A 23,689-nucleotide genomic window follows, 5' to 3' on the forward strand; every position below is an offset into this window, starting at 1 on the left:
TAACGCGCTGTTTCAGCGCTGACATATGGGGGCGGGATGCGCACTGTTGTTTTCGATCTGGATGGAACCTTGGCCGACACCAGCGCCGATTTGATTGCAGCGGCGAATGTGTGTTTTGGGCTGATGGGGCAGGGGCGGCCCTTGGACCCCGTGGCCGATGCTTTGGTGGCCTTTGGCGGCGGGCGCGCGATGTTGCGGCTTGGATATTCACGGCTGGGAATGACGTGGACCGAGGCGAACATCGACGCGCAATATCCGGTGCTGCTTGAGGCCTATGAGCAGGCGATTGCCGTCCACAGCGCGCTTTATCCCGGTGCAGTTCAGGCGGTTCAGGTCTTACGCGCGGCGGGGTATGCGACAGCCATTTGCACTAATAAACCCGAACGATTGGCCGTGATGCTGTGCGATCACTTGGGCATTTCCAACTTGTTCGGGGCGCTGCTGGGGGCCGATACCTTGCCCGTGCGCAAGCCCGACCCTGCCCATTTTTTTGAAACCGTGCGCCGTGCGGGGGGCGACCCTGCGCGGTCTTTGCTGATAGGTGACACTATCACCGACCGCGATACCGCGCGGGCGGCGGGGGTGCCTATCATCCTTGTGGGGTTCGGCCCCGAGGGGCAGGGCGTGGAACGGCTGACGCCTGACGCTTTGCTGCACCATTATGATGATTTGCCCGCCTTGGTTGACAGGTTTTTGCCCGCCTGATCAGGTCTTTGGCATCATGCTGGCAATATAGGTGGCAAATTCGAAATTCGGGCGTTCCAGATGCGACAGGTGGCCCGGCCCTGACAATTGCGCGCACAGCCCGCGATAGACTTTTTCGGTGCAGCCGCGATCTTCGTCATTTACATGGTCCAGCAGGGCTTTGACTGTCGTTAAATGGGTCTGGGCGTCAGGGTCGCTGGCCCAATCGGGGTGCAACCCCCCGCCATACAGGATTTTCACGCGGCCGGGGCCATCGGGTGTCAGGCACAGATACCAGAAATATCCGGGCGTCAGGGTGATCATCAAGGACGGGTAAATCGCAAGCAGCCAGGTGATCCGCCGCTGATCGCCCTGAAGGGTGGTATTGGACGGGTGGGCGAGCGAGAGTTTGACCGTGTCGTTCTTCATGATCCAGTGATAGTTGAACCCTGCCTCGCCTTCGGGGCAGGTCATTTGGGCCAGATCAACCGAGCCGCCGATGGTGCCTGCGTGGCAAACCGGCAGGTGATAGCTTTCCATGAAATTTTCGGCCAGCACCTTCCAATTGGTGTCCCAGTGATGCTCTTCTCGGAACGTTTCCACATAGGTGGCCATATCCAGATAGCCGACCAGATCTTGCACGCCTTTCAGGCGATCATGCGGATCAGGGGCATCGGGGTTCAGGGTGACCATGATCCAGCCCAGCCAATCGATGCAACGGATTTGGGGCAGGTTGACCTGATCTTTGCAAAACCCGTCATTATGCATCATGGCGGGGGCACCGCGTAAGGAACCATCCAGATTATAGGTCCAGGCATGGTAGGGGCAGGTGATGGAACGGGTGTTGCCGCGCCCTTCCAATAGGATCGACATGCGGTGCCGGCAGACGTTTGACATGGCCCGCAGGGTGCCGTCTCGGTCGCGCAAAACGATCACGGGTTCGCCCGAAATATCCATCGTCAGGTAGTCGCCGGGGGCTTTCAAACCATCGGCGCGGCCGGCGCAAAGCCAGTCTTTGGCAAAGATATGGTCCTGTTCCAGCGCGGCAAATTCGGGCGAGGTATAGACCGATTTCGGCATGGCGCGGGCCTGCCCAAAGGGCTGCGAAACATTGGCTCGGAGTTCCTGAACTGGCGAAAGTTTGGGGTCATGGGTGGTCATGTTTGCCTCATGAAGTCAGGGTTGATTTAGTGAAGCATTGTTCGGGGCCGACTGTCACGGAATTTCGGGGGGTGAGGGTTTGGAAAATCGAAAACCGGGGATTGAAACGGCTTTTGTGCGCGGGATGTACGCGCGCGGACATTTTGATAAGATGTTGATTTGTTTTATATTTGTTATTTCTGTTAACCGAATTTTAACGCGGACGGGGGCGCGGGCTGGTGGACTATTGCGCGAAATATGTCGGATGGTGCGCTGAAGCGCAGCCTACGTGGGGCGGAGTCGGGGTGAACCCCGACCTACGGCGGCGGTATGGGGGATGGTGGGGTAAACCCCACCTAGCGCGCGGGCGTTACGCGCAGAACATATCGTGGATCAGGGTCATCATCCGTGTCGCGCGGGCATCGGACAGGGCGTAATAGATCGCCTTGCCGTCACGGCGGCAACTGACCAAACCTTCCAGCCGCAAGCGCGCCAATTGCTGGCTGACGGCGGCTTGCCGAGAGCCAAGGAGGCTTTCGAGTTCCGTCACCGATTTTTCGCCCGAGGTCAGGTGACACAAAATCATCAACCGCCCTTCATGCGACAACGCCTTGAGGAAGTTCGACGCGTTTTCGGCTTGGCGGACCAATTCTTCGGGGGGGACGCTGTCGCAGGGGATTGCGGGTATTGCGTCTGTGGTCAGGTCAAACGCCTTAGGATCATACGACATGCGTGCAAGGTTTCCCCGAATAAGGCCCGAATAAGAACTGTAGGACGACATAGCGGCACGAACCGACACATTCAAGTTTTTGCGGGTATTTTTGCAAGATTGGGCCCGAAAACCGCCTTTGCGTGGCTTTTTGGCAAAGCGGTGGGCGTGGCCCGCACGGGGCGGGTGCTTTGGCCCCGAATGTAGGAGCTTAAAAATCACCAAAAACCGCTGGGCAAGCGGTTGGCAGGGCTGGCACCGCGCGGCGGTTTGGTCTAGGAGTGGGCCATGTTTCCATAGCGCCATGTTCAAATAGGGCCATGTTCAATTAGGGGTCGTCTGATGAAAGCCGCAGTCCTTACCTTTCCCGGGTCCAACTGTGACCGTGATCTTGCCGTAGCCTTTGAACAGGCGGGCGCCGAGGTGCACCGCGTTTGGCACAAAGACACCGATTTGCCCGCCGGCCTTGATATTGTGGCGGTTCCTGGCGGGTTTTCCTTTGGCGATTATCTGCGTTGCGGCGCGATTGCTGCGCAAAGCCCGATTGGGGCGGCGGTGCGCGCCCATGCGGCCAAGGGCGGCTATGTGCTGGGAATTTGCAACGGCTTTCAGGTGCTCACCGAAATGGGGTTGCTGCCCGGTGCGTTGATGCGCAATGCGGGGCTGAAATTCATCTGCAAATCGGTGGAATTGCAGGTGGCCACGACCAATAGCGCCTATACATCGGGCTATACGGCGGGCCAGCGCGTGCGCATTCCTGTGGCGCATCACGATGGCAACTATACGGCCGATGCGGAAACCTTGCAGCGGTTGCGCGACGAGGACCGGATTGCGTTTACCTATAGCGACAACCCGAACGGGTCGATGAACAGCATCGCAGGCATTTTGTCTGAGAACCGCCGTGTGTTGGGAATGATGCCCCACCCCGAGCGCGCAAGCGAGGTTTCGCACGGTGGCACCGATGGATCGGTGCTTTTCCGCGCAGTGGCGGGTGCTTTGGCGCTTGCCTGACGCAGGGCCGCTTGAGAATGCAGCGGGCAGGCCGTAAACTGGCCGCTATGAACGAAGACACTTCATCCCCAAAAGGCCGCGCTGTGGCTGCACAGCCCGCACCGGTACAGTCAAGCCGGTTGTCTTGGACCATGCGTGGGCTGATAGCAGCCCTGTTTGCCACGGCGGTGGCGGTGGTGTTTGTGACCAACAGCTGGTTGACCGAGCGGTTCAGCGAGGCCACGCGCAACCGATCCGAAGTGCGGCTTGCGCTTTATGCGGGCAACCTGATTTCGGAGTTGCAGCGTAACTCGGTTGTGCCCTTGCTGCTGGCGCGTGACCCCGAATTGATCCGCGCCTTGAACGAGTCGCAGTTCTCCAGCACATCGGCGCGGCTGATTTCGTTCCAAGGCGAAATTGGCGCGGCGTCGATTTTGCTGTTGGACAAGGACGGGCGCGCGGTGGGGGCGACAAACCGAAATCTGCTGGGGTCAAACCACCGCAGTTCGGCCTATTTTGTGGATGCGCAGCGCACCAAGGACACGGTGTTTACAGCGCAGCTACGCGAAACGGGCGGCAATGATTTTACCTATTCGCGGGCGGTTCTGGCCGACAATCGTATGGTCGGCGTGATCGTCGTGGCCGTGGATTTGATGAAATATGAGCGGGCCTGGGCCGGACTGACCGATGCGGTTTTGGTGACCGATAGCGAGGGCAAGATTATTTTGGCGACCGAACCGCGCTGGCGGGGGTTGTCGATACCCGAGGCGCTGGCCGTGCAAGATGCGCCATCGGCGATTGAACGCGCGCTGCGGGCGACGACGGATTGGACGCAGACCCGCCCTGATGCCTATTTGCGCGGGTCTGCCGTGATGAAAACCGAAGCGCGGGTGCCGTTTCGCGGCTGGCGGATTTTGACCTATACCGCCTACGATTCCGTGCGCGAGCGGGTGAACGGGGTTCTGGCGCTAGAGATTATGGGTTTTGCCATGTTGCTGGCCCTGACATTTTATGTGCTGTCGCGCAGGGCGTGGTCACAAAGTGCCAGTTTCCAGCGCGAAAGTGCCGAATTGCGCTTGCTGAACGCGCGGTTGAAACGAGAGATTGCGCAGCGCGAGAAGGTGCAAAAAGACCTCGCCGTGGCGGAACTTACGCTGGCGCAATCGTCGAAACTGGCGGCTTTGGGCGAAATGTCGGCGGCGGTGAGCCATGAGTTGAACCAGCCTTTGGCCGCAATGAAAACCTATTTGGCCGGCGCGCGGCTGTTGTTGCAGCGCCATAGGCCGGATGAGGCGCTGTCGTCGTTTCAACGCATCGACGATCTGATTGAGCGGATGGGGGCGATCACGCGGCAGCTGAAATCCTATGCCCGCAAGGGGGGCGAGGCGTTCGAGCCTGTGGATGTGCGCGCCTGCCTGTCGAGTGCTTTGTCGATGATGGAGCCGCAGCTGAAAACCCGCGTGGTGCAGATCACGCGCAACCTGCCACGCACGCCGGTGATGATTATGGCCGACCGTTTGCGGTTGGAGCAGGTGATTATCAACTTGCTGCGCAATGCGCTGGATGCCACCAAGGATACCAAAGACCCGCGCATCGACCTTGCGATTGTGGTCGATCATTCGGTCCATCTGACGGTGCGCGATAACGGCCACGGGATTGATAACCTCGACTCTATGTTCGAGCCGTTTTACACGACAAAGAAACCGGGCGAGGGTGTGGGGCTTGGCCTTGCAATATCGTCGGGCATTGTGACCGATCTGGGCGGACGCCTGATCGCACGCAATGGTGAGGACGGGGGGGCTGTATTCGAAGTACAACTTCCCATATTGGGCACAGAATTGGCAGCAGCGGAGTAACCTATGGCGCGTGCAATGAAAGTCGCGATTGTCGATGATGAAGCCGACATGCGGCAATCGATCAGCCAATGGCTGGCCCTGTCGGGGTTTGAAACCGAAACCTTTGCATCTGCCGAAGAGGCGCTGAAAACCATTGGCGCGGATTATCCGGGCGTTGTGGTGTCCGATATCAAGATGCCGGGCATGGACGGCATGGCGTTTTTGAAACGCCTGATGAGCCTTGATAACGGCCTGCCCGTGATCATGATCACCGGCCACGGCGATGTGCCCATGGCGGTTGAGGCGATGCGGGTCGGCGCCTATGATTTTCTGGAAAAGCCGTTCAATCCCGACCGGATGACCGAGCTGACCAAAAAAGCCACGCAAAGCCGCCGCCTGACACTGGACAGCCGCGCGCTGCGCCGCGAATTGTCGGATGGCACGGTTTTGATGAAAAAGCTGATCGGCAGCTCTGCCGAAATGGAACGCCTGCGTGAGGACATCCTTGATCTTGGCCAAGCCGACGGGCATGTGCTGATCGACGGCGAAACCGGCACTGGCAAAACGCTTGTTGCACATGCGCTCCACGCGGTGGGCCCGCGCGCATCCAAAAAGTTTGTGACGATTTCCTGCGCGGCATGGTCCGAAGACCAGCTGTCGATGCGGCTCTTTGGCCCGATCGAAGACGGTGCTATACCGCTGATCGAAGACGCACGGGGCGGCACCTTGTGCCTTGAGGATATCGAATCCCTAAGCCATTCGCTGCAATCGCGCCTGCTGACCACGATCAATGACCAAGGCAGCCCGCCCGAGACGCGTATTATTGCCATCGTGAACGAACACGCGCCCGATAAAACGCTAGAGGATATCCTGCGCCCGGATCTGTTCTACCGCCTAGGTGCGCTGACCATCCTGTGCCCGCCCTTGCGCGCGCGCGGCGAAGATATCCTGACCTTGTTCACCCGCCTGTCCGAACAATTCGCCGAGGAATACGGCTGCGACGCGCCACAAGTCGCCGCCCAAGAAGCCGCCCAACTGTTGCAAGCCCCTTGGCCCGGCAATGTGCGCCAATTGGTCAATATCGCCGAACGCGCGGTGCTGCAAAACCGCCGTGGTTCGGGGTCCATCGCATCTTTGTTAATGGCCGATAACGAGGCCGCAGGCCCCGCGCTGACCACCGAAGGCAAGCCGCTGAAAGACTATGTCGAAGCGTTTGAACGGATGTTGATCGACAACACGATGCGGCGGCACAAAGGATCCATCGTCGCGGTGATGGACGAGCTATGCCTGCCGCGTCGGACGTTGAACGAAAAGATGGCGAAATATTCGCTCAGCCGTTCGGATTACACCTAAGGCAGGAAAGGTGAGTGTTTAAGCAAAGATGAAATGCAAGGGCGGTCCCCCTTTCTTTTCGGCAAAAATATCCCGGGGGTGAATGGCCGCAAGGCCAGGGGGGGCAGCGCCCCCCGCCACCGTTCCGCCCAAGCGCTACCCCCGCATGCGCGCGCCATCTGCGTCAAACAGCGGTGTTGTCACCAAGCGGGCAGGGCGGCGTTCGCCCAAAATCTCGATCTCGACAGCCAGTCCCTCTTTGACCTGTGCCGTCGGGATCAGCGCCAGCGCTACCGATTGCCCCGTGCAATGTGAATATCCGCCGCTGGTGCAATAGCCCTGTACGGTGCCGTCAATCCACACAGGCTCCCACGCTACAACATCGGCGTCTTTGGCATCGACGATAAAGGCCACCAGGCTGCGGTTCGCGCCCGCTGCTTTTTCGGCCATGGCAGGGGCCTTGCCGATCCAATCCGCAGGTTTGTTCCAGCGGATAAAGCGGTCGAGGCCGGTTTCACAGGGCGTATAATCCGGGCTGAACTCGCGGCCCCAAGAGCCGAAGAATTTGTCCAACCGCAGGCTCATCATCGCGCGCATCCCGAAGGGGCGCAGGCCAAGATCGGCGCCTGCGTCGTTCAGAACGGTCCACAGGTGGCGCATCGACATGTGATCGCAGTAAATCTCATACCCCAAGTCGGCCGTATAGCTGACGCGCTGCACGATGCATTTTGCCATGCCAACGGTGATTTCCTTGACATCCATAAACTTGAACGCCGCCGCCGACACATCCGCGCGGGTCACGCGCGACAGCAGGTCGCGCGCGTTGGGACCCGCAATTTGAAAGCCCGAGCGTTGATCCGAGATATTCTCAACGGTCACACCGTCCTCGGCGTGTTGCTCAAACCAGCGGCTGTGCCAACCTTGTGCGCCATAGCTGGCTGTCAGTTGGAATTCGGTTTCCGACAGGCAGGACACGGTGAAATCACCAATGATCTTGCCGCTCTCGGCCAACATAGGTGTCAGGCTCAACCGCCCCGGTTTCGGGATCAACCCCGCCATGATCCGGTCCAACCATGCGCGCGCCCGCGGGCCTGTCACGCGGTATTTGCCAAAGTTTTGCACCTCGTTGATGCCTACGGCGTCTCGCACTGCCATCACTTCCTGTCGCGTTGCCTCCCATGCGTTTGAGCGTTTGAAGCTGGGTTCCTCATGGCGCGGCTCGCCGGGCAGGGCGAAATAGTTTACGACCTCTAGCCCGTATTGCTGCCCCCAAACGGCCCCCATGCCATCAAACACGTCATACATCGGCGTGGTGCGGAAGGGGCGGGCGGCGGGGCGCTCTTCGTTCGGGTAGCCGACTGAAAAGCGCATCTGGTAGTTTTCAATCACCTTGGGCACCGTATAGCCCGGCGTTGTCCAATTGCCGAAACGCGCCACGTCAAAGCCGCGGGGGTCGCGTTCAACCTCGCCCTCAATCATCCATTGCGCAAGGGCCAGGCCCATGCCGCCGCCTTGGCTAAAGCCTGCCATCACCGCACAAGCCGACCAATAATTGCGCAGGCCAGGCACAGGGCCGATCAGCGGGTTGCCATCGGGGGCAAAGGTGAACGGCCCGTGGATCACGCGCTTGACGCCTGACCGTTCCAACACCGGAAAGCGGCGATAGGCGAAATTGACGCTGTCTTCGATCTTGTCAAAGGATTCGTTCAGCAGCTCATGGCCAAAGCCCCACGGCGTGCCATCGACCGACCACGGCTCGCACGGTTTTTCATAAAAGCCGATGCACAGGCCACGGCCTTCTTGGCGCAAATAGCTTTCACCGCCTGGGTCCATGACATGCGGAAATTCGCGGCCCGATTTCAGGATATCCATGATTTCGGGGATGTCATCGGTGACCAGATACTGATGCGCCATTGGCAAAAGCGGCAGGTAAACCCCCGCCATAGCGCCCACTTCGCGCGCCCAGAGGCCCGCTGCGTTGACCAAGTGTTCGCAGGTCACGGTGCCTTTCTCGGTCACCACTTCCCAGCCATCCTTGGTCTGGTTGGTTTCCAGAACCCGATTGTGCAACACAATTTCGGCCCCGCCCATACGGGCCGCCTTGGCATAGGCATGGGTGGTGCCCGACGGGTCCAAGTGCCCGTCAAGCGGGTCATACAACGCGCCGATAATCCCTTCCAGATTGACCATCCCGTCGGTCAGCTTGGCAATCTCCTCTGGCCCCAAAATCTCGGTATCAAGGCCCATATAGCGGTGCTTGGCGCGCTCGGCTTTCAACTGCTCAAACCGCGCGACGTTGTCGGCCAAGGTGATCCCACCCACATGGTGCAACCCGCAAGACATGCCGGTAATTTCCTCCAGCTCTTTATAAAGCCGGATGGTATAGCCCTGCAAAGCCGCCATATTGGTGTCGCCGTTCAGCGTATGAAACCCGCCCGCCGCGTGCCATGTGGACCCCGACGTCAGTTCTGACCGCTCGATCAGCATCACATCCGACCAGCCCAGCTTGGTCAGGTGATACAGAACCGAACAGCCAACAACGCCGCCCCCGATAACAACAACCCGTGCATGGCTTTTCATGGCAACCTCCTGCGCAATTTTGCCCAGAGTGGCGCGGCGTTAGGGCAAAGCGCAAGTACAGACACGACAATTAATGTCGCATCCCGCACGTCCTCCCGCTTTCTTTTCGACAAAAATATCCTCGGGGGGGCGCCCCGAAAGGCGCGGGGGGCAGACAGCCCCCCTTTGTCCCTACCGCAAGATCACTTCTCGGGGATCAACCCGCGCGGGCTGAACCGCAGCACCAAAAGCAAGATCACGCCAAGCGTCAGCAACCGCATATGCTGCGCAGAATCGACCAGATGGGTCTTTAGCGCACCCTCGGACATGCCATAGGTCACAACCGACATCACACCTGGACCAAGGGTCTCAACAATCAGCCATAGCCAGCCAATCAGCAACCCGCCCAACACCGCGCCCCAGTTGTTGCCTGATCCGCCGACAATCACCATCACCCAGATCAGAAAGGTAAACCGCAAGGGGTTATAGGTGCCAGGCGTCAACTGCCCGTCCATCGTGGTCATCATGGCCCCTGCAAAGCCGACAACAGCCGATCCGATCACAAACACTTGCAAATGGCGGCGGGTCACGTCCTTGCCCATCGCAGCCGCCGCAACCTCATTGTCACGAATAGACCGCATCATCCGGCCCCACGGGCTGTTCAACGCCAGCTCGGACATCCAGACCACAACGAACAAAACCATTGCAAAAAGTAGCGCATAAAGCACTTTGACAAGGATGGACGAGGCGGTCATCGGGTCAAACCCATAGTTCGCGGCCCAGTCCAGAAAGGCCGCACTTTGCTGCAAATCCACCTCATAGGGCACAGGCCAAGGGCGGGGCAGGCCGATCATGTTTTTCACACCGCGCGCCAGCCAATCTTCGTTTTTCATAACGATAATGACAATCTCGGCAATGCCCAGCGTGGCAATCGCCAGATAGTCCGAGCGCAGCCCAAGCGCGATTTTACCAATGGCCCAAGCGGCCAGCGCCGCCAGCACACCGCCCAGCGGCCACGCCAGCAGCGATGGCAGGCCAAGCCCGCCAATATTGCCTGCGATGGCGGGGTTGAAGGCCTCAACCGCATCAACAGACGGGTCAAGAATGGCGCGGTAGGCAAAGAACCCGCCAACCAGCACCACTAGCAGCACGGCATTGCGCAAAGTGCCTTTGCCAAGATTGCGGTAAATCCAAGTGGAAAACGCAATGACAGCCAAACCAAAGGCAAGGCCCGCCATGATGCCCCAACCGCCTTGGGCCCAGCCCTGCGGCTCGGGCGGGGCGGATACCAACACGACGGCCAAACCCCCAAGCGCGGCAAAGCCCATGATCCCGGTGTTGAACAGACCCGCATAGCCCCATTGCATATTCACGCCCAAAGCCATGATCGCCGACAGCAACCCAAGGTTCAGGATGTTCAATGCAAGGTTCCAGCTCAGGAAAACGCCGGTGCCAAGGTAAAGAACTCCGACGAGGCCAAACAGAATAAGGTTGCGCGTGTTCATGACGATTTTCCCTTAAACAGACCCGTTGGCATAAACAGCAAGACGATGATCAGAATGATGAAACTGACTGCCAGCTTGTAATCGGTCGACAGCAGTTGGATCAAATTGTCAGGCGCCATATCGGCGGGCACCAGATAGCCCAGTACCTTTTTCCACGCATAGGTCACAAACACTTCGGAATAGGCCACGACAAACCCGCCCGCAATTGCCCCCAGCGGGTTGCCAAGCCCGCCCACCACGGCCGCCGCAAATATCGGCAACAGCAATTGGAAATAGGTGAAGGGTTTGAACGATTTGTCCAACCCGTACAAAACCCCGGCAATGGTTGCCAGAACCGCCACGATAATCCACGTCACATTGACCACGCGGTTGGGGTTGATGCCCGACAGCAGCGCCAGATCCTCGTTATCCGAAAAGGCGCGCATGGATTTGCCCGTTCGGGTTTTCTGCAAAAACCAGAACAACCATGCCACCACGATTACGGCGGTGACAACGGTGATCGCTTGGCTCGATTTGATCGCCAAACCTTCATCAAGACCGGTCCAGCGCTTGAAATCGCCCGCCGTGACAAGGAAACGCGCGCCATCGGCAAAGTTTTGTTCCTCGACCCCGATGATCAGACGGGTGATGCCGTTCATCACGAACATCACTCCCAGCGACACAATCACCAGAATGGTCGGGGCGGCGCGCTGCTTGCGGTAAAAACGGTACACAAAGCGGTCGGTCAGCAGCAACAGCCCCGCCGTAACCGCAATGCCAAAGGGCAGGGCCAAAAGCGCTGTGGGCAAGGGGCCAAAATGCACGCCCATGCTTTGCAGCCACCATGTGAACAGGATGGTGGCCATCGTGCCAAAGGCCATCGTATCGCCTTGGGCAAAGTTGGAAAACCGCAGGATGCCATAGACCAGCGTGGCCCCCAAGGCCCCAAGCGCGAGTTGTGCGCCGTAAGCGGTGGCTGGAATGACCACAAAATTCACAAAAGCGACGATCGCGTTAAGAATATCCATCAGCCTTGCTCCGGTATTGTTGTGGTCAGGTCGCGGCATTGGCCGGTGGCGGTTGCGTTTACCGCGCTGTCAGCGGTGAACCCTGCGGTTTCAACCCATGTCATCGCCCCGCTGTCGGCAATGCGCAGGCGGACCATCCCCTGCTCTCCACGCCGCCCCACCCATTCGCGGGCGGCAACGGTATCCAGCCGGATCTGGCTGCCAAGCGTCAGATCATCGGTCAGATAGGCCGGGGCGTCACCGCGCTGCGGCACGACAAACACATTTGGCGGCACGGCTGTGGCGCAATCGGTTCCGCGGCAAAACCCGTTAAACCGGCAGGCAAAATGCGCCACGGCCTGCGGCGTCGGGATATAGCGCCATTGGCTGAACGACACCATCACGGTTGCCAGAATGATAAAAGCGGCGGCCATAAGCACGAAATGATTGGTATCCATCCCCTTAACCCCCCAAGAAACTGCGGCGAACCTCGGGGTCTTGCATCAAGGCTTGGCCCGTGTCGGTGAAACGGTTTGCCCCTTGGACCAAGACATAGCCTTTATCTGCAATTTCAAGCGCTTGGCGGGCGTTCTGTTCCACCATCAAAATGGAAATCCCGGCGCGCGCCACTTCGATAATCCGGTCAAACAGCTCGTCCATCACAATCGGGCTGACGCCTGCGGTGGGTTCGTCCAGCATCAACACCTTTGGCTTGGTCATCAACGCACGGCCCACGGCGACTTGCTGGCGTTGGCCACCCGACAATTCGCCCGCCGCTTGATGGCGCTTGTCCTTCAAAATCGGAAACAGGTCATAGACCTGCGCCATTGTCCCTGCAATATCATCGCGGCGCAAAAACGCCCCCATTTCAAGGTTTTCCTGCACGGTCATGCTGGTGAAAATGTTCGACGTCTGCGGCACAAAGGCCATACCCTTGGCCACACGATCTTGCGGGCTCAGCGCGGTGATATCCTCGCCTTGCAGTTTCACATGACCGCCCCGCAGGTTCAACATGCCAAACACCGCCTTCATCGCGGTCGATTTGCCTGCCCCGTTCGGGCCAACAATCACAGCGATCTGGCCCTTTTCCACGGCAATTGTGCAACCATGTAAAATATCGGCCGCGCCATAGCCGCCGGTCATATTCTCGCCAATCAAAAACGGTTCGGCCATCACGCACTCAAGGGCGCAAATCGGCCCCCTCCCTTTTTCTGTTTACAAATATCCATCGGCGGCTGGCCACATGAAACAACGGTCCGGCATTTACGCATGCGCTTTCACCTTGTTCTTCAGGCCCGTGCCCAGATAGGCCTCGATCACCCGTTCGTCGTTCTTGACTTCTTCGACTGTGCCTTGTGCCAAAACCTTGCCCTCGGCCATACATATCACCGGGTCGCACAGGCGGGCGATGAAATCCATGTCATGTTCAATGACACAGAACGTATAGCCCCGTTCCTTGTTCAAGCGAATGATCGCGTCGCCGATGGTGTTCAGCAAGGTGCGGTTCACGCCGGCCCCTACCTCGTCCAAAAACACGATCTTGGCGTCGACCATCATGGTGCGGCCCAGTTCCAGCAGCTTTTTCTGCCCGCCGGAAATCTGGCTGGCCTTTTGATCGGCAAGGTGGCTGATGGTCAGAAATTCCAGCACCTCATCGGCCTTGTCGCGGATACGCGCCTCTTCGGCATTGATCCTGCCGCGCTTGAACCAAGTGTTCCACAGCGTTTCACCCGATTGGTTTTCGGGCACCATCATCAAATTCTCACGCACGGTCATCGACCCGAATTCATGCGCAATCTGAAAGGTGCGCAGCAATCCCTTGTGGAACAATTCATGCGGGGGCAGACCGGTGATATCCTGACCATCCATCATAACCCGCCCCGAAGTCGGCGGCAGGCGCCCCGCGATCACGTTGAACAAGGTGGTTTTACCCGCGCCATTCGGCCCGATCAGCCCTGTGATGGACCCCGTTTCAATGGTCAGCGATGCACCATCCACGGCATGAAAGCCGCCGAAATGTTTGTGCAGATTTTCAACGACGATCATTTGCAATAGCTCCCCAAGGCGCTCGCTCGCGTCCTTTTTAGTGACCAAACGGCCCGAAGTTTCCTTCGGGCCGTTCAGAATGCGATGTAACGCGACTTAGCGGAACTTGTCCGTCACGAATGCGCCGCCGTTGACGGTGTATTCGCGGTAGTTGCCAGCCGATTCGCCGTTGCCGACCAGTTCGACAGCCGTCGCACCGACATAGTCGATATCGGTCCCTGCTGCGATCAGCTCCAGTGCTTTGCCCAACTCTCCCGCGTTGATCTTTTCACCCGGTGCGTTGGCAATATCCATTACCTTGGCAGACCAATCCTTGGCATTGGTCGACTTGGCCGCTTGCATCGCCAGCATGATCAGCGCCGCTGCGTCATAGCTTTCACCAGTAAACGAAGAGGTCGGGTCAAAGCCTGCTGCGGTTGCATTGGCTGCAAAAGCTGCCGCACCTTCGGAATCGGTGCCGGGAACGGTGCCATAGGTGCCGTTCAGGCCATCACCGATTGAAGCAATCAGGCTGTCGCCATACATGCCATCGGGCAAAAAGAACGTGCTGAACGCGCCCGTATCAAGTGCGGCCTGGATAATACCCTTGCCGCCTTGGTCAACATAGCCTGCAACGACCAGAATATCGCCACCGGCAGATGCCAATGTTGCCACTTCGGCGGAATAGTCTGCCTTGCCGTCTTCATGCGCGGTATTGACCGTGACCGAACCGCCCTTGGCCGCAAAAGCCGCTGCGATGCTGTCGGACAGGCCTTTGCCGTAGTCGTTGTTGGTATAGGAAATCGCGATGGATTTCGCGCCACGCTCGGTCAGGATGTCGGCAATCACTTCGCCCTGACGGGCATCGGATGGCGCGGTGCGGAAGAACAAGCCGTCATCTTCTGCCGACGATAACCCCGGGGAGGTCGCGGACGGCGAGATCATACCCATGCCGTTTGGACGGGCAACGTTTTGCAGGATCGAGCCGGTGACGCCCGAACAATCCGCGCCCATGATGCCGTTCACGCCAGCCACGGTGATCAAACGCTCAGCGGCCGCTGCGGCTGCTGTCGCGTCGATGCAAGTGCTGTCCGCGCGTTCGGATGTGACGGTGCCACCATCCATGAACTTGCCCGAATCGTTAACCTCTTTGATCGCCAGTTCGGCAGAGGCTGCCATGTTTGGCGTGATCGATTCCAATGGGCCGGTAAAGCCCAGAATGATCCCGATTTTCGCGTCTTCAGCATGGGCAGAACCGGCCATAAGCGCGATTGTCGCAGTTGCCATCATTAGTTTTTTCATTGTTATCTCCCTAAGTAGACTTAAATTCTGACAAGAGCCTAATCGTAGTATTTGGAAAAGAAAAGGAGAGAAAACATGTCTTTCGTCATGCGTTTTCCGATGAATTTGCAAGTTTTATCGTTTTGGCAACCTTGCATTGCGCTGGCCCTCGGCGCGATGATCTGGGTGACGCAAGGTCAAACGGCGGTAGCGCAAAACGTGCAAGTCACGCAGATAGCCAACGGGTTCGAAGAGCCGTGGGCGATTGGATTTCTGCCCGGTGGCGATGCATTGGTAACAGAACGCGACGGGCGCTTGTTGCGGCTGCCCAGTGCCGGGGGCGCAATGGTGCCTGTGAACGGGGTGCCGCAGGTGGCGGCCACAGGGCAGGGCGGTTTGCTGGATGTCATGGTGCCGCGTGATTTTGCGGCCACGCGCCGGATTTGGCTGTCCTATGCCGCGCCAGTGGCGGGCGGGGCGGGCACGGCGGCGGGGTTCGGGCGGTTATCGGATGATGGCATGGCCTTGGAAGGGTTTCGCGCGGTGATGGAACCCGTGGGCCGCGCAGGGGGCCGCCATTTCGGCGCGCGGCTGGTCGAGGCGCTGGATGGTACGGTGTTTTTGACCACAGGTGATCGGGGCGATGGTGATTTGGCCCAAGCCCTGGACGGGCCGGAAGGTAAGGTCCTGCACTTTTTCGCCGATGGGGCGCCGCTGACCGCGCCCGAGTTTGCGGGAAAAGACGTGTTTCCTGGCCTTTACAGCTATGGTCACCGCAACATTCAAGGGGCGGCGCTGGACCGTGAGGGGCGTTTGATGACGGCAGAACACGGCGCGCGCGGCGGGGATGAGGTGAACGCGCCTGTCGCGGGGCGCAATTACGGGTGGCCGATCATCACCTATGGGCGCGACTATTCGGGCCTGAAAATCGGCGAAGGTACGGCCAAAGACGGGATGGAGCAGCCCTTGTTTTACTGGGACCCGTCCATCGCGCCGTCGGGGTTGATGGTTTATGACGGCGCGCTGTTTCCCGATTGGCGGGGGCAGGTGTTCACCGGCAGCCTGAATTCCGACCTGATCGCGCGGCTGGACCCTGCGAATGGCTTTGCCGAGGCGCGGGTCACATCGGATGAAACCACCCGCGTGCGTGATATTCGGCAAGCGCCGGATGGGTCGATCTGGTTTTTATCGGTGTATGACGGGGCGATTTATCGGATCGCGCCTTAAATCGACAGCCGCAGCGGCCCGCCACCCGGTGCGCCGCCTTGGGTGCCGCGTTCGCGGTAAGGCGTCGTGGAATAATGCGCGCGGTAGCATTTGGAAAAATGCGACGGTGACGCGAAACCACAAGCCAGCGCCACGTTGATCACCGACATATCGGTTTGCATCAACAGGTTGCGCGCCTTGGACAGACGCAACTCCATATAGTAGCGCTTGGGCGAGCGGTTCAGATACCGACGGAACAGCCGCTCCAATTGCCGTGTCGACATGCCCACATCATCGGCCAGATCGGCGGGGCTGATCGGTTCCTCAATCGCGTTTTCCATCATCTGGATGACTTGTGACAATTTCGGATGCCGCACCCCGATGCGGGTCGGGATGGACAGACGCTGGGTGTCCTGATCAGTGCGAATGGTGGAATAAATCAACTGGTCGGCCACCGTGTTGGCCACGCTATCGCCATGATCGGCCGAGATGATTTTCAGCATCATGTCCAGCGATGCGGTGCCGCCGGCCGTGCTCATCCGGTTGCCATCAATGACGAAAATCGAACGGGTCAGCCTGACCTGCTCAAACTCCTCGATAAATCCGTCTTGGTTTTCCCAATGGATCGTCGCCTTTTTCCCGTCCAGCAACCCCGCCTTGGCCAGCGCATAGGCCCCCGTACACAGGCCCCCAATCGCCACCCCGCGCCGCGCCTCGCGCCGCAGCCAGTTCAAAATACCCTTGGTCGTGGCCTTTTGCACATCAATCCCGCCGCACACCAAAACCGTATCTTCGCGGTCAATTTCGGACAGGCCTATATCCAACGTAAAGGCCGCCCCATTGGAACAGGTGACAACGCCGTCACCTTCGCCCGCCAAGACCCATTGATACACCGGCGCGCCGATCACCCGATTGGCAATGCGCAACGGTTCGATCGCGCTGGCGAATGACAGCATCGTAAACTTGTCCAACAGCAGGAACACAAAGCGTTTCGGCTCAAAGTCCTTGGTCACATTGGTGGCTTTTTTGGGCGGGAGGGACATTATTCTCTTTCAATCAACAAGAGTGTCTACCGAAACAGGAATTTGCGGCGCGGGCAAGGGGGGCTTGCGCCTTTCGGCCTTTGCTTTTCGCGGTACAGTGCCTATACACCGTGCCGATACCGCTAACCTTTCGGAGAAGACCGATGACGCAGGCTTGGAAAAAGACGGACTGGCGCAACAAACCTCGGGTGCAGATGCCCGACTATTTGGATGCGGATGCCTTGAACGCGGTTGAGGCCCAGCTTGGCAAATATCCACCGCTTGTGTTTGCAGGTGAGGCGCGGCGGCTGAAAAAACAGTTGGGGCTGGCGTCCGAGGGCAAAGCGTTCTTGCTGCAAGGCGGCGATTGCGCGGAAAGTTTTGCCGAATTTTCGGCCGATAATATCCGCGACACCTTCCGCGTGATGTTGCAAATGGCGGTCGTGCTGACGTACGGCGCGAAAGTGCCGGTGATCAAGGTTGGCCGGATGGCGGGGCAATTTGCCAAGCCACGCTCGGCACCGACCGAAGTCATCAATGGCGAGGAATTTGCCAGCTACCGCGGTGACATCATCAACGGGTTTGAAGCAACACAGGCCAGCCGCATCCCCGATCCCGCACGGATGTTGCAAGCTTATACCCAAGCGGCGGCCAGCCTGAACCTGCTGCGCGCGTTCTCGACCGGTGGTTTTGCCGATATTCACCGCGTTCACAGCTGGACCTTGGGCTTTGCCGAACATGACAAGGCCGAACGCTACCGCGAGCTGTCGAACCGCATTTCCGATGCGCTCGACTTTATGGCGGCTGCGGGCGTGGACAGTTCCACCGCGCACCAGTTGTCGCAGGTTGATTTCTACACCAGCCACGAATCGCTGTTGTTGGAATACGAAGAGGCGCTGTGCCGCGTGGACAGCATTTCGGGCCAGCCCGTTGCAGGGTCGGGCCATATGATCTGGATCGGCGACCGTACCCGCCAGCCCGACGGCGCACATGTGGAATTTGCGCGCGGCGTGTTGAACCCGATCGGGTTGAAATGCGGGCCATCGACCACGGCAGACGACCTTAAGGTGCTGATGGCCAAGCTGAACCCCGAAAACGAGGCAGGGCGTTTGACCCTGATCGCGCGGTTCGGGGCGGGCAAAGTGGGCGATAACCTGCCGCGTCTGATCAAAGCGGTTGAGGAAGAAGGCGCCAAGGTCCTTTGGTCTTGCGATCCGATGCACGGGAACACGATCAAAGCCGCAAGCGGTTACAAGACCCGTCCCTTTGATTCGGTGCTGCGCGAGGTGCGTGAATTTTTTGGCATTCACCAAGCCGAGGGCACGGTTCCTGGCGGTGTGCATTTTGAAATGACCGGCAAGGATGTCACCGAATGCACCGGCGGTTTGCGCGATGTGACGGATGAAAACCTGTCCGACCGTTACCACACCGCTTGCGACCCGCGCTTGAATGCCAGCCAATCGCTGGAACTGGCGTTTTTGGTGGCAGAAGAGCTGTCCAAAACCCGCAACGCTGAGCGCCGCGTGGCACTGTAAGTCACGTTCAACGGGTGAAGATATGAAAACGGGCGCCTGACTGGCGCCCGTTTTTTATTGCCCCGTTCCCCAGAAAAGCAGGGGGGAAGACGGCCCCGCCTTGGCTATTTCACCACGCGCAGATAGGATTTGGCGGCGGTTTCACGGCTTGGTGCATCGAACGGCTTGGGGGGTTCGGCAAAGGCATGTTGCGCCACCCCCGCAACGATCTGCGGTGGAAACTCGGAGCGTTGTGCAGGGGTATCACGCGACCTGTCGGTCCGCACAAGCGCGGTGACACTGGCGCGGCCAATATCAAACCGCCGTGGGCTGCGCCCGATATCGCCCGTCAGCGCGATGCACCCCAAGGCAAGGGTGCTTTGGCCCGCATCATCCAGCAAAGGAAGCACAATAAGGCGTGCCGTCATTGCGGGGCGGCCCAACCCCGCCAAGGCAATAAGGTCCAAGGCCAAAGTTGCGGGTTCCGCGAAAACCTGTTCCAGCGATTTGGCCAACGCAGGCCGTGCGGTTGGGGTGAACATCGCCGAAATCGGCAGGCCCCGCACCTCCATCCCCATGACATCGGCGATATCCATGCCTGCGATCCGAAAACGGGCGATCCCTGGGGCGACACGTTCGATCAAAAACGTACTGGACAAGGCGGCTTCGAGGCCGCGCGGATTAATCTGTGCGCGCAGCGGAATGCCACCTTCGTCGCGCAGACCTTCCCAATAGGCGCGCACCTGCGCAAGAGGGTCAACCCTGCGATCGGCACCAAGGCCCGATGAAACTGTTTCATCACGTTCAGTCATACTTACTTTACCCCAACCGCCATGACCTCTCGGTCCAGCTGTAGAAATGCCAACCAATTGCAAGACCCGCAGATACCACGACCTAGCTGCTCGAAACCGACTTGCCTATCGATGTGGTTAACGCCGGTGCAACATGTATTACTCAACTGTTAATTTACACGAAACACGCTGCAATTGGTAAAGATATTGTTTAAATGGTAAATAGGGCTTGCGCGCCGTCCCGCCCAAACCGTCTGACCAAGCCACCTGCGACGCATCGAAGCCTGATAAAGGAGCTTGCCTTATGACCCATTCAATGACTGGATTTGCGACCGCGCGCGGCGCGCAAGGGGCCTATACATGGGTTTGGGACCTGCGGTCGGTCAATGGCAAGGGTCTTGATCTTCGCTTGCGCGTACCCGACTGGGTTGGCGGGCTCGAAATACCGCTGCGCGGGGTTTTGGGCAAGTCCCTAAGCCGTGGGAATGTGTCTTTGACGCTGAAAGTCAGTCGAGAGGCGGGAGGTGACAGCGCATTGCGCCTGAACCACGCTGCATTGCGGGCGGCACTTGGGATGCTGGCCGAGGTTGAGGCCGAGGCGATGTCGACGGGCGTAACTCTTGCGCAGGCCAGTCAGGCCGATATTTTGTGCCTGCGCGGCGTGATGGAACAGGGCAGTGATGACGAGGACACAGGCGGTCTGCTGGCGGCCCTGACTGCCGAATTTCCACAGCTGGTGGCAGACCTTGTGGCAATGCGAACCGTAGAAGGGGCGGCACTGCGTGTGGTTGTTCTGGACCAGTTGACCCAAATCGACGGCTTGGTCGCCGAAGCCGCGAAAGAGGCGGCTTTGCGGCGTGACGTGGTGGCAGAAACCTTGCGGGATAATGTACGAAAACTGCTGCAAGCCGCTGATACTTTGGATGAAAAACGGATTGAACAGGAACTGGCCTTGCTGGTCGTCAAAGCCGATGTAACCGAAGAGCTGGACCGCCTGCGCGCCCATATCGGGGCGGCACGCGCCTTGATGGGGGCAACCGACCCCGTTGGCCGCAAGCTTGATTTCCTGATGCAGGAATTTATGCGCGAGGCGAATACCCTGTGTTCCAAGGCGCAATCCATCGCGCTCACACGGGTTGGGCTTGACCTGAAAACCGTGATAGATCAGATGCGCGAACAGGTTCAAAACGTGGAATGACGATGACCAAACCGACCAACCGCCGCGGGCTATTGCTTATTTTGTCGTCGCCGTCCGGCGCGGGGAAGTCGACCTTGGCCAAAATGCTAATGGGCTGGGACCCTACCTTGCGGTTTTCCGTATCCGCCACCACCCGTGCCCCGCGCGAAGGCGAGCTGGACGGGCGCGAATATTATTTTCGCAGCAAGGATCAGTTCAAAGCGATGATTGACGCCGGCGAAATGCTGGAACATGCCGAGGTGTTCACCAATTTCTACGGCTCGCCCAAAGCCCCGGTTGAGGCCGCGATGGCCGAGGGCCGCGACACGCTGTTTGATATCGACTGGCAAGGCGGGCAACAAATCCGCAACTCGTCTTTGGGCCGCGATGTCGTGTCGATTTTCGTGCTGCCCCCGTCGATCGCCGAGCTGGAAAGCCGCCTGCGGGGCCGCGCGCAAGACAGCGACGACGTGATCGCGGGCCGCATGGCAAAGTCGCAATCGGAAATCAGCCATTGGGCGGAATATGATTACGTTTTGGTGAACCGCGAACTTGACCGCACCTTTACCGACCTGCGCACCATCCTAGAGGCCGAGCGCCTGCGGCGGGACCGCCAGCCAGCCCTTTCGGGATTTGTGCGCGGGCTGAATGAGGAGTTTGAGGCAAGATGATCTATGCGTTGGACGGAATTGTGCCGCAACTGCACCCCGACACATGGGTTGCCGCGGATGCCAATCTGATCGGGAAAATCGTGTTGGAGGAAGGCGCCAGCGTTTGGTTCGGTGCCAGTTTGCGCGGCGATAACGAAGAAATTCGTGTCGGCCGCGACAGTAATATCCAAGAAAACTGCGTGCTGCACACCGACATGGGCTTTCCGCTGACCATCGGGGCCAATTGCACCATCGGGCACAAGGCCTTGTTGCATGGTTGCACCATTGGGGACGGCTCGTTGGTGGGCATGGGCGCTATGGTGATGAACGGTGCGCAAGTGGGCCGGGGGTGTTTGATCGGGGCTGGGGCGTTGATCACCGAAGGCAAGGTTATCCCCGATGGCAGCTTGGTGATGGGCGCGCCGGGGCGGGTGATCCGCGTGCTTGACGCCGATGCGCAGATCAGGCTTTTGGCCTCGGCGGCGGGCTATCGCGCCAATATGCGGCGATTTAGGGACGGGCTGAAACCGCTTTAAGTTTCGCCGCGAAACCTATGATATTAAACGATTTTACTGAACGGTCCTGTAACGAATTGTTAAGGGTTTCACGGGCAAAAAGATACTGATTTGCCGTTTCGCCCGCGCGGTTGACTATGGGCATGCCGGATATGTCAGCGGTTTCAATGAAATACTGGCCAAAGATGAAGCAGGTTCCAACTGTGCCCCGGCGTGGTGCTCGTGGGCGGCACCCCCCCAAAAAAGAGGTCGCACAAGATTGCCAAGATGCAGGCGGTAGGGCTGTCCAAATCCGTGACTGATTTCGCCGCAGTCGTCTGTGCAGCAACACACCGTGACGCCGCCACAGTGGTCACAGCCAAAACATTGGCAAAACTCATGGTCTTGCCAGCCAATGAACCCGCCGCAGGCGCGGATCAGGGCAGACGGGATTTCCCCATGATGTGACGGCCCATTTGCCGCGTGATCATGAAGCCGACCGCCAGATTGATGCGCACGCTGCGCGCCTGATCGGCCAGGCTTTAGGCCCATGTTTTGGCCCAAAACCCCCGATTCCGCGCAATCAACAAAATCTGCGTCAAACCCTCTTGCACCCCGCGGAATCATCGGCTATTCAGCCGCCAACGGGTTGTTAGCTCAGTTGGTAGAGCGCTTCGTTTACACCGAAGATGTCGGCGGTTCGAGCCCGTCACGACCCACCATTTACCCCCCTTATGTTCATTTATAAACATTGCCCCTGCGCATGGGGATGTTTGCACCTTTGCCGTTTCTCGCTAGCCTCTTGTTAACAAACACAGGAGCAGCTGATATGAGTTGGAACCCCGCCCTAGACCCCGATATCCCCGTTGGCGATGCGGTTGACGCGATAGACACCGTTATCATCCCCCGCGCGCGTGACCTTGGCGGGTTCGAGGTGCGGCGCGCCTTGCCTTCGACCCAGCGCCAAATGGTCGGCCCTTTCATCTTTTTCGATCAATTCGGCCCTGCGGAATTCCTGACGGGCAAAGGCGTTGATGTGCGCCCGCACCCCCATATCGGCCTTGGAACCGTCACCTACCTGATGCAAGGCAAGCTGCACCACCGCGACAGCCTTGGCACCGATCAATGGATCGAACCGGGGGCGGTGAACTGGATGCTGGCGGGGCAGGGGATCACCCATTCCGAACGCATGGACGGGGCAGCCAGCGTGCCGCAAACCCTGTTCGGTTTGCAAACCTGGCTTGCCCTGCCCGAAAAACACGAAGAAGACCCCGCCGATTTCGTCCATTCCCCCAAAGCCGATTTGCCGGTGCTGGAAGGCGAGGGCAAAACCGTGCGCCTGATTCTGGGCGATGCCTGGGGCGCGCGCGCGCCGCTGCCGATGCTGTCCGAAATGTTCTATGCCGATGCGACCCTTGCCCCCCACGCAGCGATTCCCTTGCCCGACACGCATGAAGACCGCGGCATCTATGTCTTGCAAGGCGAGGTGACTGTCAGTGGTGAAACCCACACTGCCGGTCGCATGCTGGTGTTTCGCCCCGGCGACCGTATTTCGGCCCGCGCAGGGGACCAAGGTGCACGTATTATGCTGCTGGGTGGCGAAACGATGGGCGGCCCGCGCCATATCTGGTGGAACTTTGTCGCCTCGAGCCGCGATAAAATTGATGCCGCCAAAGAGGCTTGGCGCGCCGGTGATTGGGCGCATGGCCGGTTTAAATTGCCCCCCACAGACAACGCCGAATTTATTCCGGCCCCCGACAGGTGAAAAACCCACTTGGCCGCTTGACGC

At 59.0% G+C, this 23,689-nt stretch carries 22 protein-coding genes and 1 tRNA gene; 12 read left to right on the forward strand and 11 right to left on the reverse strand.

Annotation, left to right across the window (positions count from 1 at the left end; translation table 11 throughout):
• Positions 1 to 36: 36 nt before the first annotated feature.
• Positions 37 to 705, forward strand: a complete 669-nt coding sequence (locus G560_RS0106145) for an HAD-IA family hydrolase (RefSeq protein WP_022703436.1) — start codon at positions 37 to 39, stop codon at positions 703 to 705.
• On the opposite strand, the gene G560_RS0106150 is transcribed toward G560_RS0106145, so the two are convergent.
• Positions 706 to 1,845 (reverse strand): aromatic ring-hydroxylating oxygenase subunit alpha, encoded by a 1,140-nt coding sequence (locus G560_RS0106150; protein ID WP_022703437.1) that lies wholly within the window; start codon positions 1,843 to 1,845, stop codon positions 706 to 708.
• Between the two features lie 349 nt (positions 1,846 to 2,194).
• Complete coding sequence (locus tag G560_RS0106155) at positions 2,195 to 2,554, reverse strand: ArsR/SmtB family transcription factor (protein WP_081647615.1); 360 nt, start codon at positions 2,552 to 2,554, stop codon at positions 2,195 to 2,197.
• Between the two features lie 321 nt (positions 2,555 to 2,875).
• On the opposite strand from G560_RS0106155, the gene purQ reads away from it, so the two are divergent.
• The 3 genes from purQ to G560_RS0106170 all read left to right on the forward strand — a co-directional run bounded on the left by purQ (position 2,876) and on the right by G560_RS0106170 (position 6,711).
• On the forward strand, positions 2,876 to 3,544 hold the full coding sequence (gene purQ, locus G560_RS0106160) for a phosphoribosylformylglycinamidine synthase subunit PurQ (protein ID WP_022703439.1): 669 nt from the start codon (positions 2,876 to 2,878) through the stop codon (positions 3,542 to 3,544).
• A 131-nt stretch (positions 3,545 to 3,675) separates the two neighbouring features.
• Positions 3,676 to 5,379: a sensor histidine kinase gene (locus G560_RS0106165; RefSeq protein ID WP_022703440.1), complete on the forward strand. Its 1,704-nt coding sequence runs from the start codon at positions 3,676 to 3,678 to the stop codon at positions 5,377 to 5,379.
• A 3-nt stretch (positions 5,380 to 5,382) separates the two neighbouring features.
• Complete coding sequence (locus G560_RS0106170) at positions 5,383 to 6,711, forward strand: sigma-54-dependent transcriptional regulator (protein ID WP_022703441.1); 1,329 nt, start codon at positions 5,383 to 5,385, stop codon at positions 6,709 to 6,711.
• A 135-nt stretch (positions 6,712 to 6,846) separates the two neighbouring features.
• On the opposite strand, the gene G560_RS0106175 is transcribed toward G560_RS0106170, so the two are convergent.
• The 7 genes from G560_RS0106175 to G560_RS0106205 form a co-directional block, all read right to left on the reverse strand.
• A complete protein-coding gene (locus tag G560_RS0106175) occupies positions 6,847 to 9,270 on the reverse strand; it encodes a GcvT family protein (protein ID WP_022703442.1) in 2,424 nt (807 codons plus the stop codon).
• 182 nt (positions 9,271 to 9,452) lie between these two features.
• Entirely contained in the window at positions 9,453 to 10,754 is a 1,302-nt protein-coding gene (locus G560_RS0106180; RefSeq protein WP_022703443.1) for a branched-chain amino acid ABC transporter permease, read from the reverse strand.
• Complete coding sequence (locus tag G560_RS0106185; protein ID WP_022703444.1) at positions 10,751 to 11,761, reverse strand: branched-chain amino acid ABC transporter permease; 1,011 nt, start codon at positions 11,759 to 11,761, stop codon at positions 10,751 to 10,753. Before G560_RS0106185 ends, G560_RS0106180 begins: the two co-directional genes overlap by 4 nt.
• Positions 11,761 to 12,198, reverse strand: a complete 438-nt coding sequence (locus G560_RS0106190; RefSeq protein WP_155947172.1) for a hypothetical protein — start codon at positions 12,196 to 12,198, stop codon at positions 11,761 to 11,763. The genes G560_RS0106185 and G560_RS0106190 overlap by 1 nt, the downstream gene beginning before the upstream one ends.
• Before the next feature lie 4 nt (positions 12,199 to 12,202).
• Positions 12,203 to 12,913, reverse strand: coding sequence for an ABC transporter ATP-binding protein (locus G560_RS0106195; RefSeq protein ID WP_022703446.1), 711 nt, complete (start codon positions 12,911 to 12,913; stop codon positions 12,203 to 12,205).
• Positions 12,914 to 13,003: 90 nt separating this feature from the next.
• Positions 13,004 to 13,786 carry an ABC transporter ATP-binding protein gene (locus G560_RS0106200; protein WP_022703447.1) on the reverse strand — a complete coding sequence of 261 codons (783 nt, stop codon included), beginning with the start codon at positions 13,784 to 13,786 and terminating at the stop codon, positions 13,004 to 13,006.
• Between the two features lie 96 nt (positions 13,787 to 13,882).
• The gene (locus G560_RS0106205; RefSeq protein ID WP_028913794.1) at positions 13,883 to 15,067 is read right to left on the reverse strand and encodes an ABC transporter substrate-binding protein; all 1,185 of its coding nucleotides are present in this window, start codon (positions 15,065 to 15,067) and stop codon (positions 13,883 to 13,885) included.
• A 75-nt stretch (positions 15,068 to 15,142) separates the two neighbouring features.
• Here G560_RS0106205 and G560_RS0106210 point away from each other — a divergent pair, with 75 nt between their 5' ends.
• Positions 15,143 to 16,273 (forward strand): PQQ-dependent sugar dehydrogenase, encoded by a 1,131-nt coding sequence (locus tag G560_RS0106210; RefSeq protein WP_022703449.1) that lies wholly within the window; start codon positions 15,143 to 15,145, stop codon positions 16,271 to 16,273.
• Here G560_RS0106210 and G560_RS0106215 read toward each other — a convergent pair.
• Entirely contained in the window at positions 16,270 to 17,295 is a 1,026-nt protein-coding gene (locus tag G560_RS0106215) for a GlxA family transcriptional regulator (RefSeq protein ID WP_022703450.1), read from the reverse strand. The genes G560_RS0106210 and G560_RS0106215 overlap by 4 nt on opposite strands.
• A 143-nt stretch (positions 17,296 to 17,438) precedes the next feature.
• Here G560_RS0106215 and G560_RS0106220 point away from each other — a divergent pair, with 143 nt between their 5' ends.
• Positions 17,439 to 18,809 (forward strand): class II 3-deoxy-7-phosphoheptulonate synthase, encoded by a 1,371-nt coding sequence (locus G560_RS0106220; RefSeq protein ID WP_022703451.1) that lies wholly within the window; start codon positions 17,439 to 17,441, stop codon positions 18,807 to 18,809.
• 104 nt (positions 18,810 to 18,913) lie between these two features.
• On the opposite strand, the gene G560_RS18710 is transcribed toward G560_RS0106220, so the two are convergent.
• Positions 18,914 to 19,600: a PAS domain-containing protein gene (locus tag G560_RS18710; protein ID WP_022703452.1), complete on the reverse strand. Its 687-nt coding sequence runs from the start codon at positions 19,598 to 19,600 to the stop codon at positions 18,914 to 18,916.
• A 283-nt stretch (positions 19,601 to 19,883) separates the two neighbouring features.
• On the opposite strand from G560_RS18710, the gene G560_RS0106230 reads away from it, so the two are divergent.
• From G560_RS0106230 to G560_RS0106260, 6 genes are all read left to right on the forward strand, one after another.
• Positions 19,884 to 20,777, forward strand: a complete 894-nt coding sequence (locus G560_RS0106230) for a YicC/YloC family endoribonuclease (protein ID WP_022703453.1) — start codon at positions 19,884 to 19,886, stop codon at positions 20,775 to 20,777.
• A gap of 2 nt (positions 20,778 to 20,779) precedes the next feature.
• On the forward strand, positions 20,780 to 21,427 hold the full coding sequence (gene gmk / locus G560_RS0106235) for a guanylate kinase (RefSeq protein ID WP_028913796.1): 648 nt from the start codon (positions 20,780 to 20,782) through the stop codon (positions 21,425 to 21,427).
• The gene (locus G560_RS0106240) at positions 21,424 to 21,942 is read left to right on the forward strand and encodes a gamma carbonic anhydrase family protein (protein ID WP_022703455.1); all 519 of its coding nucleotides are present in this window, start codon (positions 21,424 to 21,426) and stop codon (positions 21,940 to 21,942) included. The genes gmk and G560_RS0106240 overlap by 4 nt, the downstream gene beginning before the upstream one ends.
• A gap of 273 nt (positions 21,943 to 22,215) precedes the next feature.
• Positions 22,216 to 22,368: a hypothetical protein gene (locus G560_RS0106245; RefSeq protein ID WP_162140852.1), complete on the forward strand. Its 153-nt coding sequence runs from the start codon at positions 22,216 to 22,218 to the stop codon at positions 22,366 to 22,368.
• Positions 22,369 to 22,546: 178 nt separating this feature from the next.
• Positions 22,547 to 22,622, forward strand: a tRNA-Val gene (locus G560_RS0106255).
• Positions 22,623 to 22,729: 107 nt separating this feature from the next.
• Complete coding sequence (locus G560_RS0106260; RefSeq protein WP_022703457.1) at positions 22,730 to 23,665, forward strand: pirin family protein; 936 nt, start codon at positions 22,730 to 22,732, stop codon at positions 23,663 to 23,665.
• The last annotated feature ends 24 nt before the right edge of the window (positions 23,666 to 23,689 follow it).

The organism is Pseudorhodobacter ferrugineus DSM 5888 (genome assembly GCF_000420745.1).
In the GTDB taxonomy this organism is placed as follows: domain Bacteria; phylum Pseudomonadota; class Alphaproteobacteria; order Rhodobacterales; family Rhodobacteraceae; genus Pseudorhodobacter; species Pseudorhodobacter ferrugineus.

Excerpts from the sequence above, each read along its gene's own strand:
- G560_RS0106165 (WP_022703440.1), top strand. The coding sequence starts at position 3,676 with ATGCGTGGGCTGATAGCAGCCCTGTTTGCCACGGCGGTGGCGGTGGTG.
- purQ (WP_022703439.1), top strand. The coding sequence starts at position 2,876 with ATGAAAGCCGCAGTCCTTACCTTTCCCGGGTCCAACTGTGACCGTGAT.
- G560_RS0106205 (WP_028913794.1), bottom strand. The coding sequence starts at position 15,067 with ATGAAAAAACTAATGATGGCAACTGCGACAATCGCGCTTATGGCCGGT.
- G560_RS0106220 (WP_022703451.1), top strand. The coding sequence starts at position 17,439 with ATGACGCAGGCTTGGAAAAAGACGGACTGGCGCAACAAACCTCGGGTG.
- G560_RS0106230 (WP_022703453.1), top strand. The coding sequence starts at position 19,884 with ATGACCCATTCAATGACTGGATTTGCGACCGCGCGCGGCGCGCAAGGG.
- G560_RS0106150 (WP_022703437.1), bottom strand. The coding sequence starts at position 1,845 with ATGACCACCCATGACCCCAAACTTTCGCCAGTTCAGGAACTCCGAGCC.
- G560_RS0106145 (WP_022703436.1), top strand. The coding sequence starts at position 37 with ATGCGCACTGTTGTTTTCGATCTGGATGGAACCTTGGCCGACACCAGC.
- G560_RS0106200 (WP_022703447.1), bottom strand. The coding sequence starts at position 13,786 with ATGATCGTCGTTGAAAATCTGCACAAACATTTCGGCGGCTTTCATGCC.
- G560_RS18710 (WP_022703452.1), bottom strand. The coding sequence starts at position 19,600 with ATGACTGAACGTGATGAAACAGTTTCATCGGGCCTTGGTGCCGATCGC.
- G560_RS0106175 (WP_022703442.1), bottom strand. The coding sequence starts at position 9,270 with ATGAAAAGCCATGCACGGGTTGTTGTTATCGGGGGCGGCGTTGTTGGC.
- G560_RS0106170 (WP_022703441.1), top strand. The coding sequence starts at position 5,383 with ATGGCGCGTGCAATGAAAGTCGCGATTGTCGATGATGAAGCCGACATG.
- G560_RS0106195 (WP_022703446.1), bottom strand. The coding sequence starts at position 12,913 with ATGGCCGAACCGTTTTTGATTGGCGAGAATATGACCGGCGGCTATGGC.
- G560_RS0106215 (WP_022703450.1), bottom strand. The coding sequence starts at position 17,295 with ATGTCCCTCCCGCCCAAAAAAGCCACCAATGTGACCAAGGACTTTGAG.
- gmk (WP_028913796.1), top strand. The coding sequence starts at position 20,780 with ATGACCAAACCGACCAACCGCCGCGGGCTATTGCTTATTTTGTCGTCG.
- G560_RS0106185 (WP_022703444.1), bottom strand. The coding sequence starts at position 11,761 with ATGGATATTCTTAACGCGATCGTCGCTTTTGTGAATTTTGTGGTCATT.
- G560_RS0106180 (WP_022703443.1), bottom strand. The coding sequence starts at position 10,754 with ATGAACACGCGCAACCTTATTCTGTTTGGCCTCGTCGGAGTTCTTTAC.
- G560_RS0106210 (WP_022703449.1), top strand. The coding sequence starts at position 15,143 with ATGTCTTTCGTCATGCGTTTTCCGATGAATTTGCAAGTTTTATCGTTT.
- G560_RS0106260 (WP_022703457.1), top strand. The coding sequence starts at position 22,730 with ATGAGTTGGAACCCCGCCCTAGACCCCGATATCCCCGTTGGCGATGCG.
- G560_RS0106155 (WP_081647615.1), bottom strand. The coding sequence starts at position 2,554 with ATGTCGTATGATCCTAAGGCGTTTGACCTGACCACAGACGCAATACCC.
- G560_RS0106240 (WP_022703455.1), top strand. The coding sequence starts at position 21,424 with ATGATCTATGCGTTGGACGGAATTGTGCCGCAACTGCACCCCGACACA.
- G560_RS0106190 (WP_155947172.1), bottom strand. The coding sequence starts at position 12,198 with ATGGATACCAATCATTTCGTGCTTATGGCCGCCGCTTTTATCATTCTG.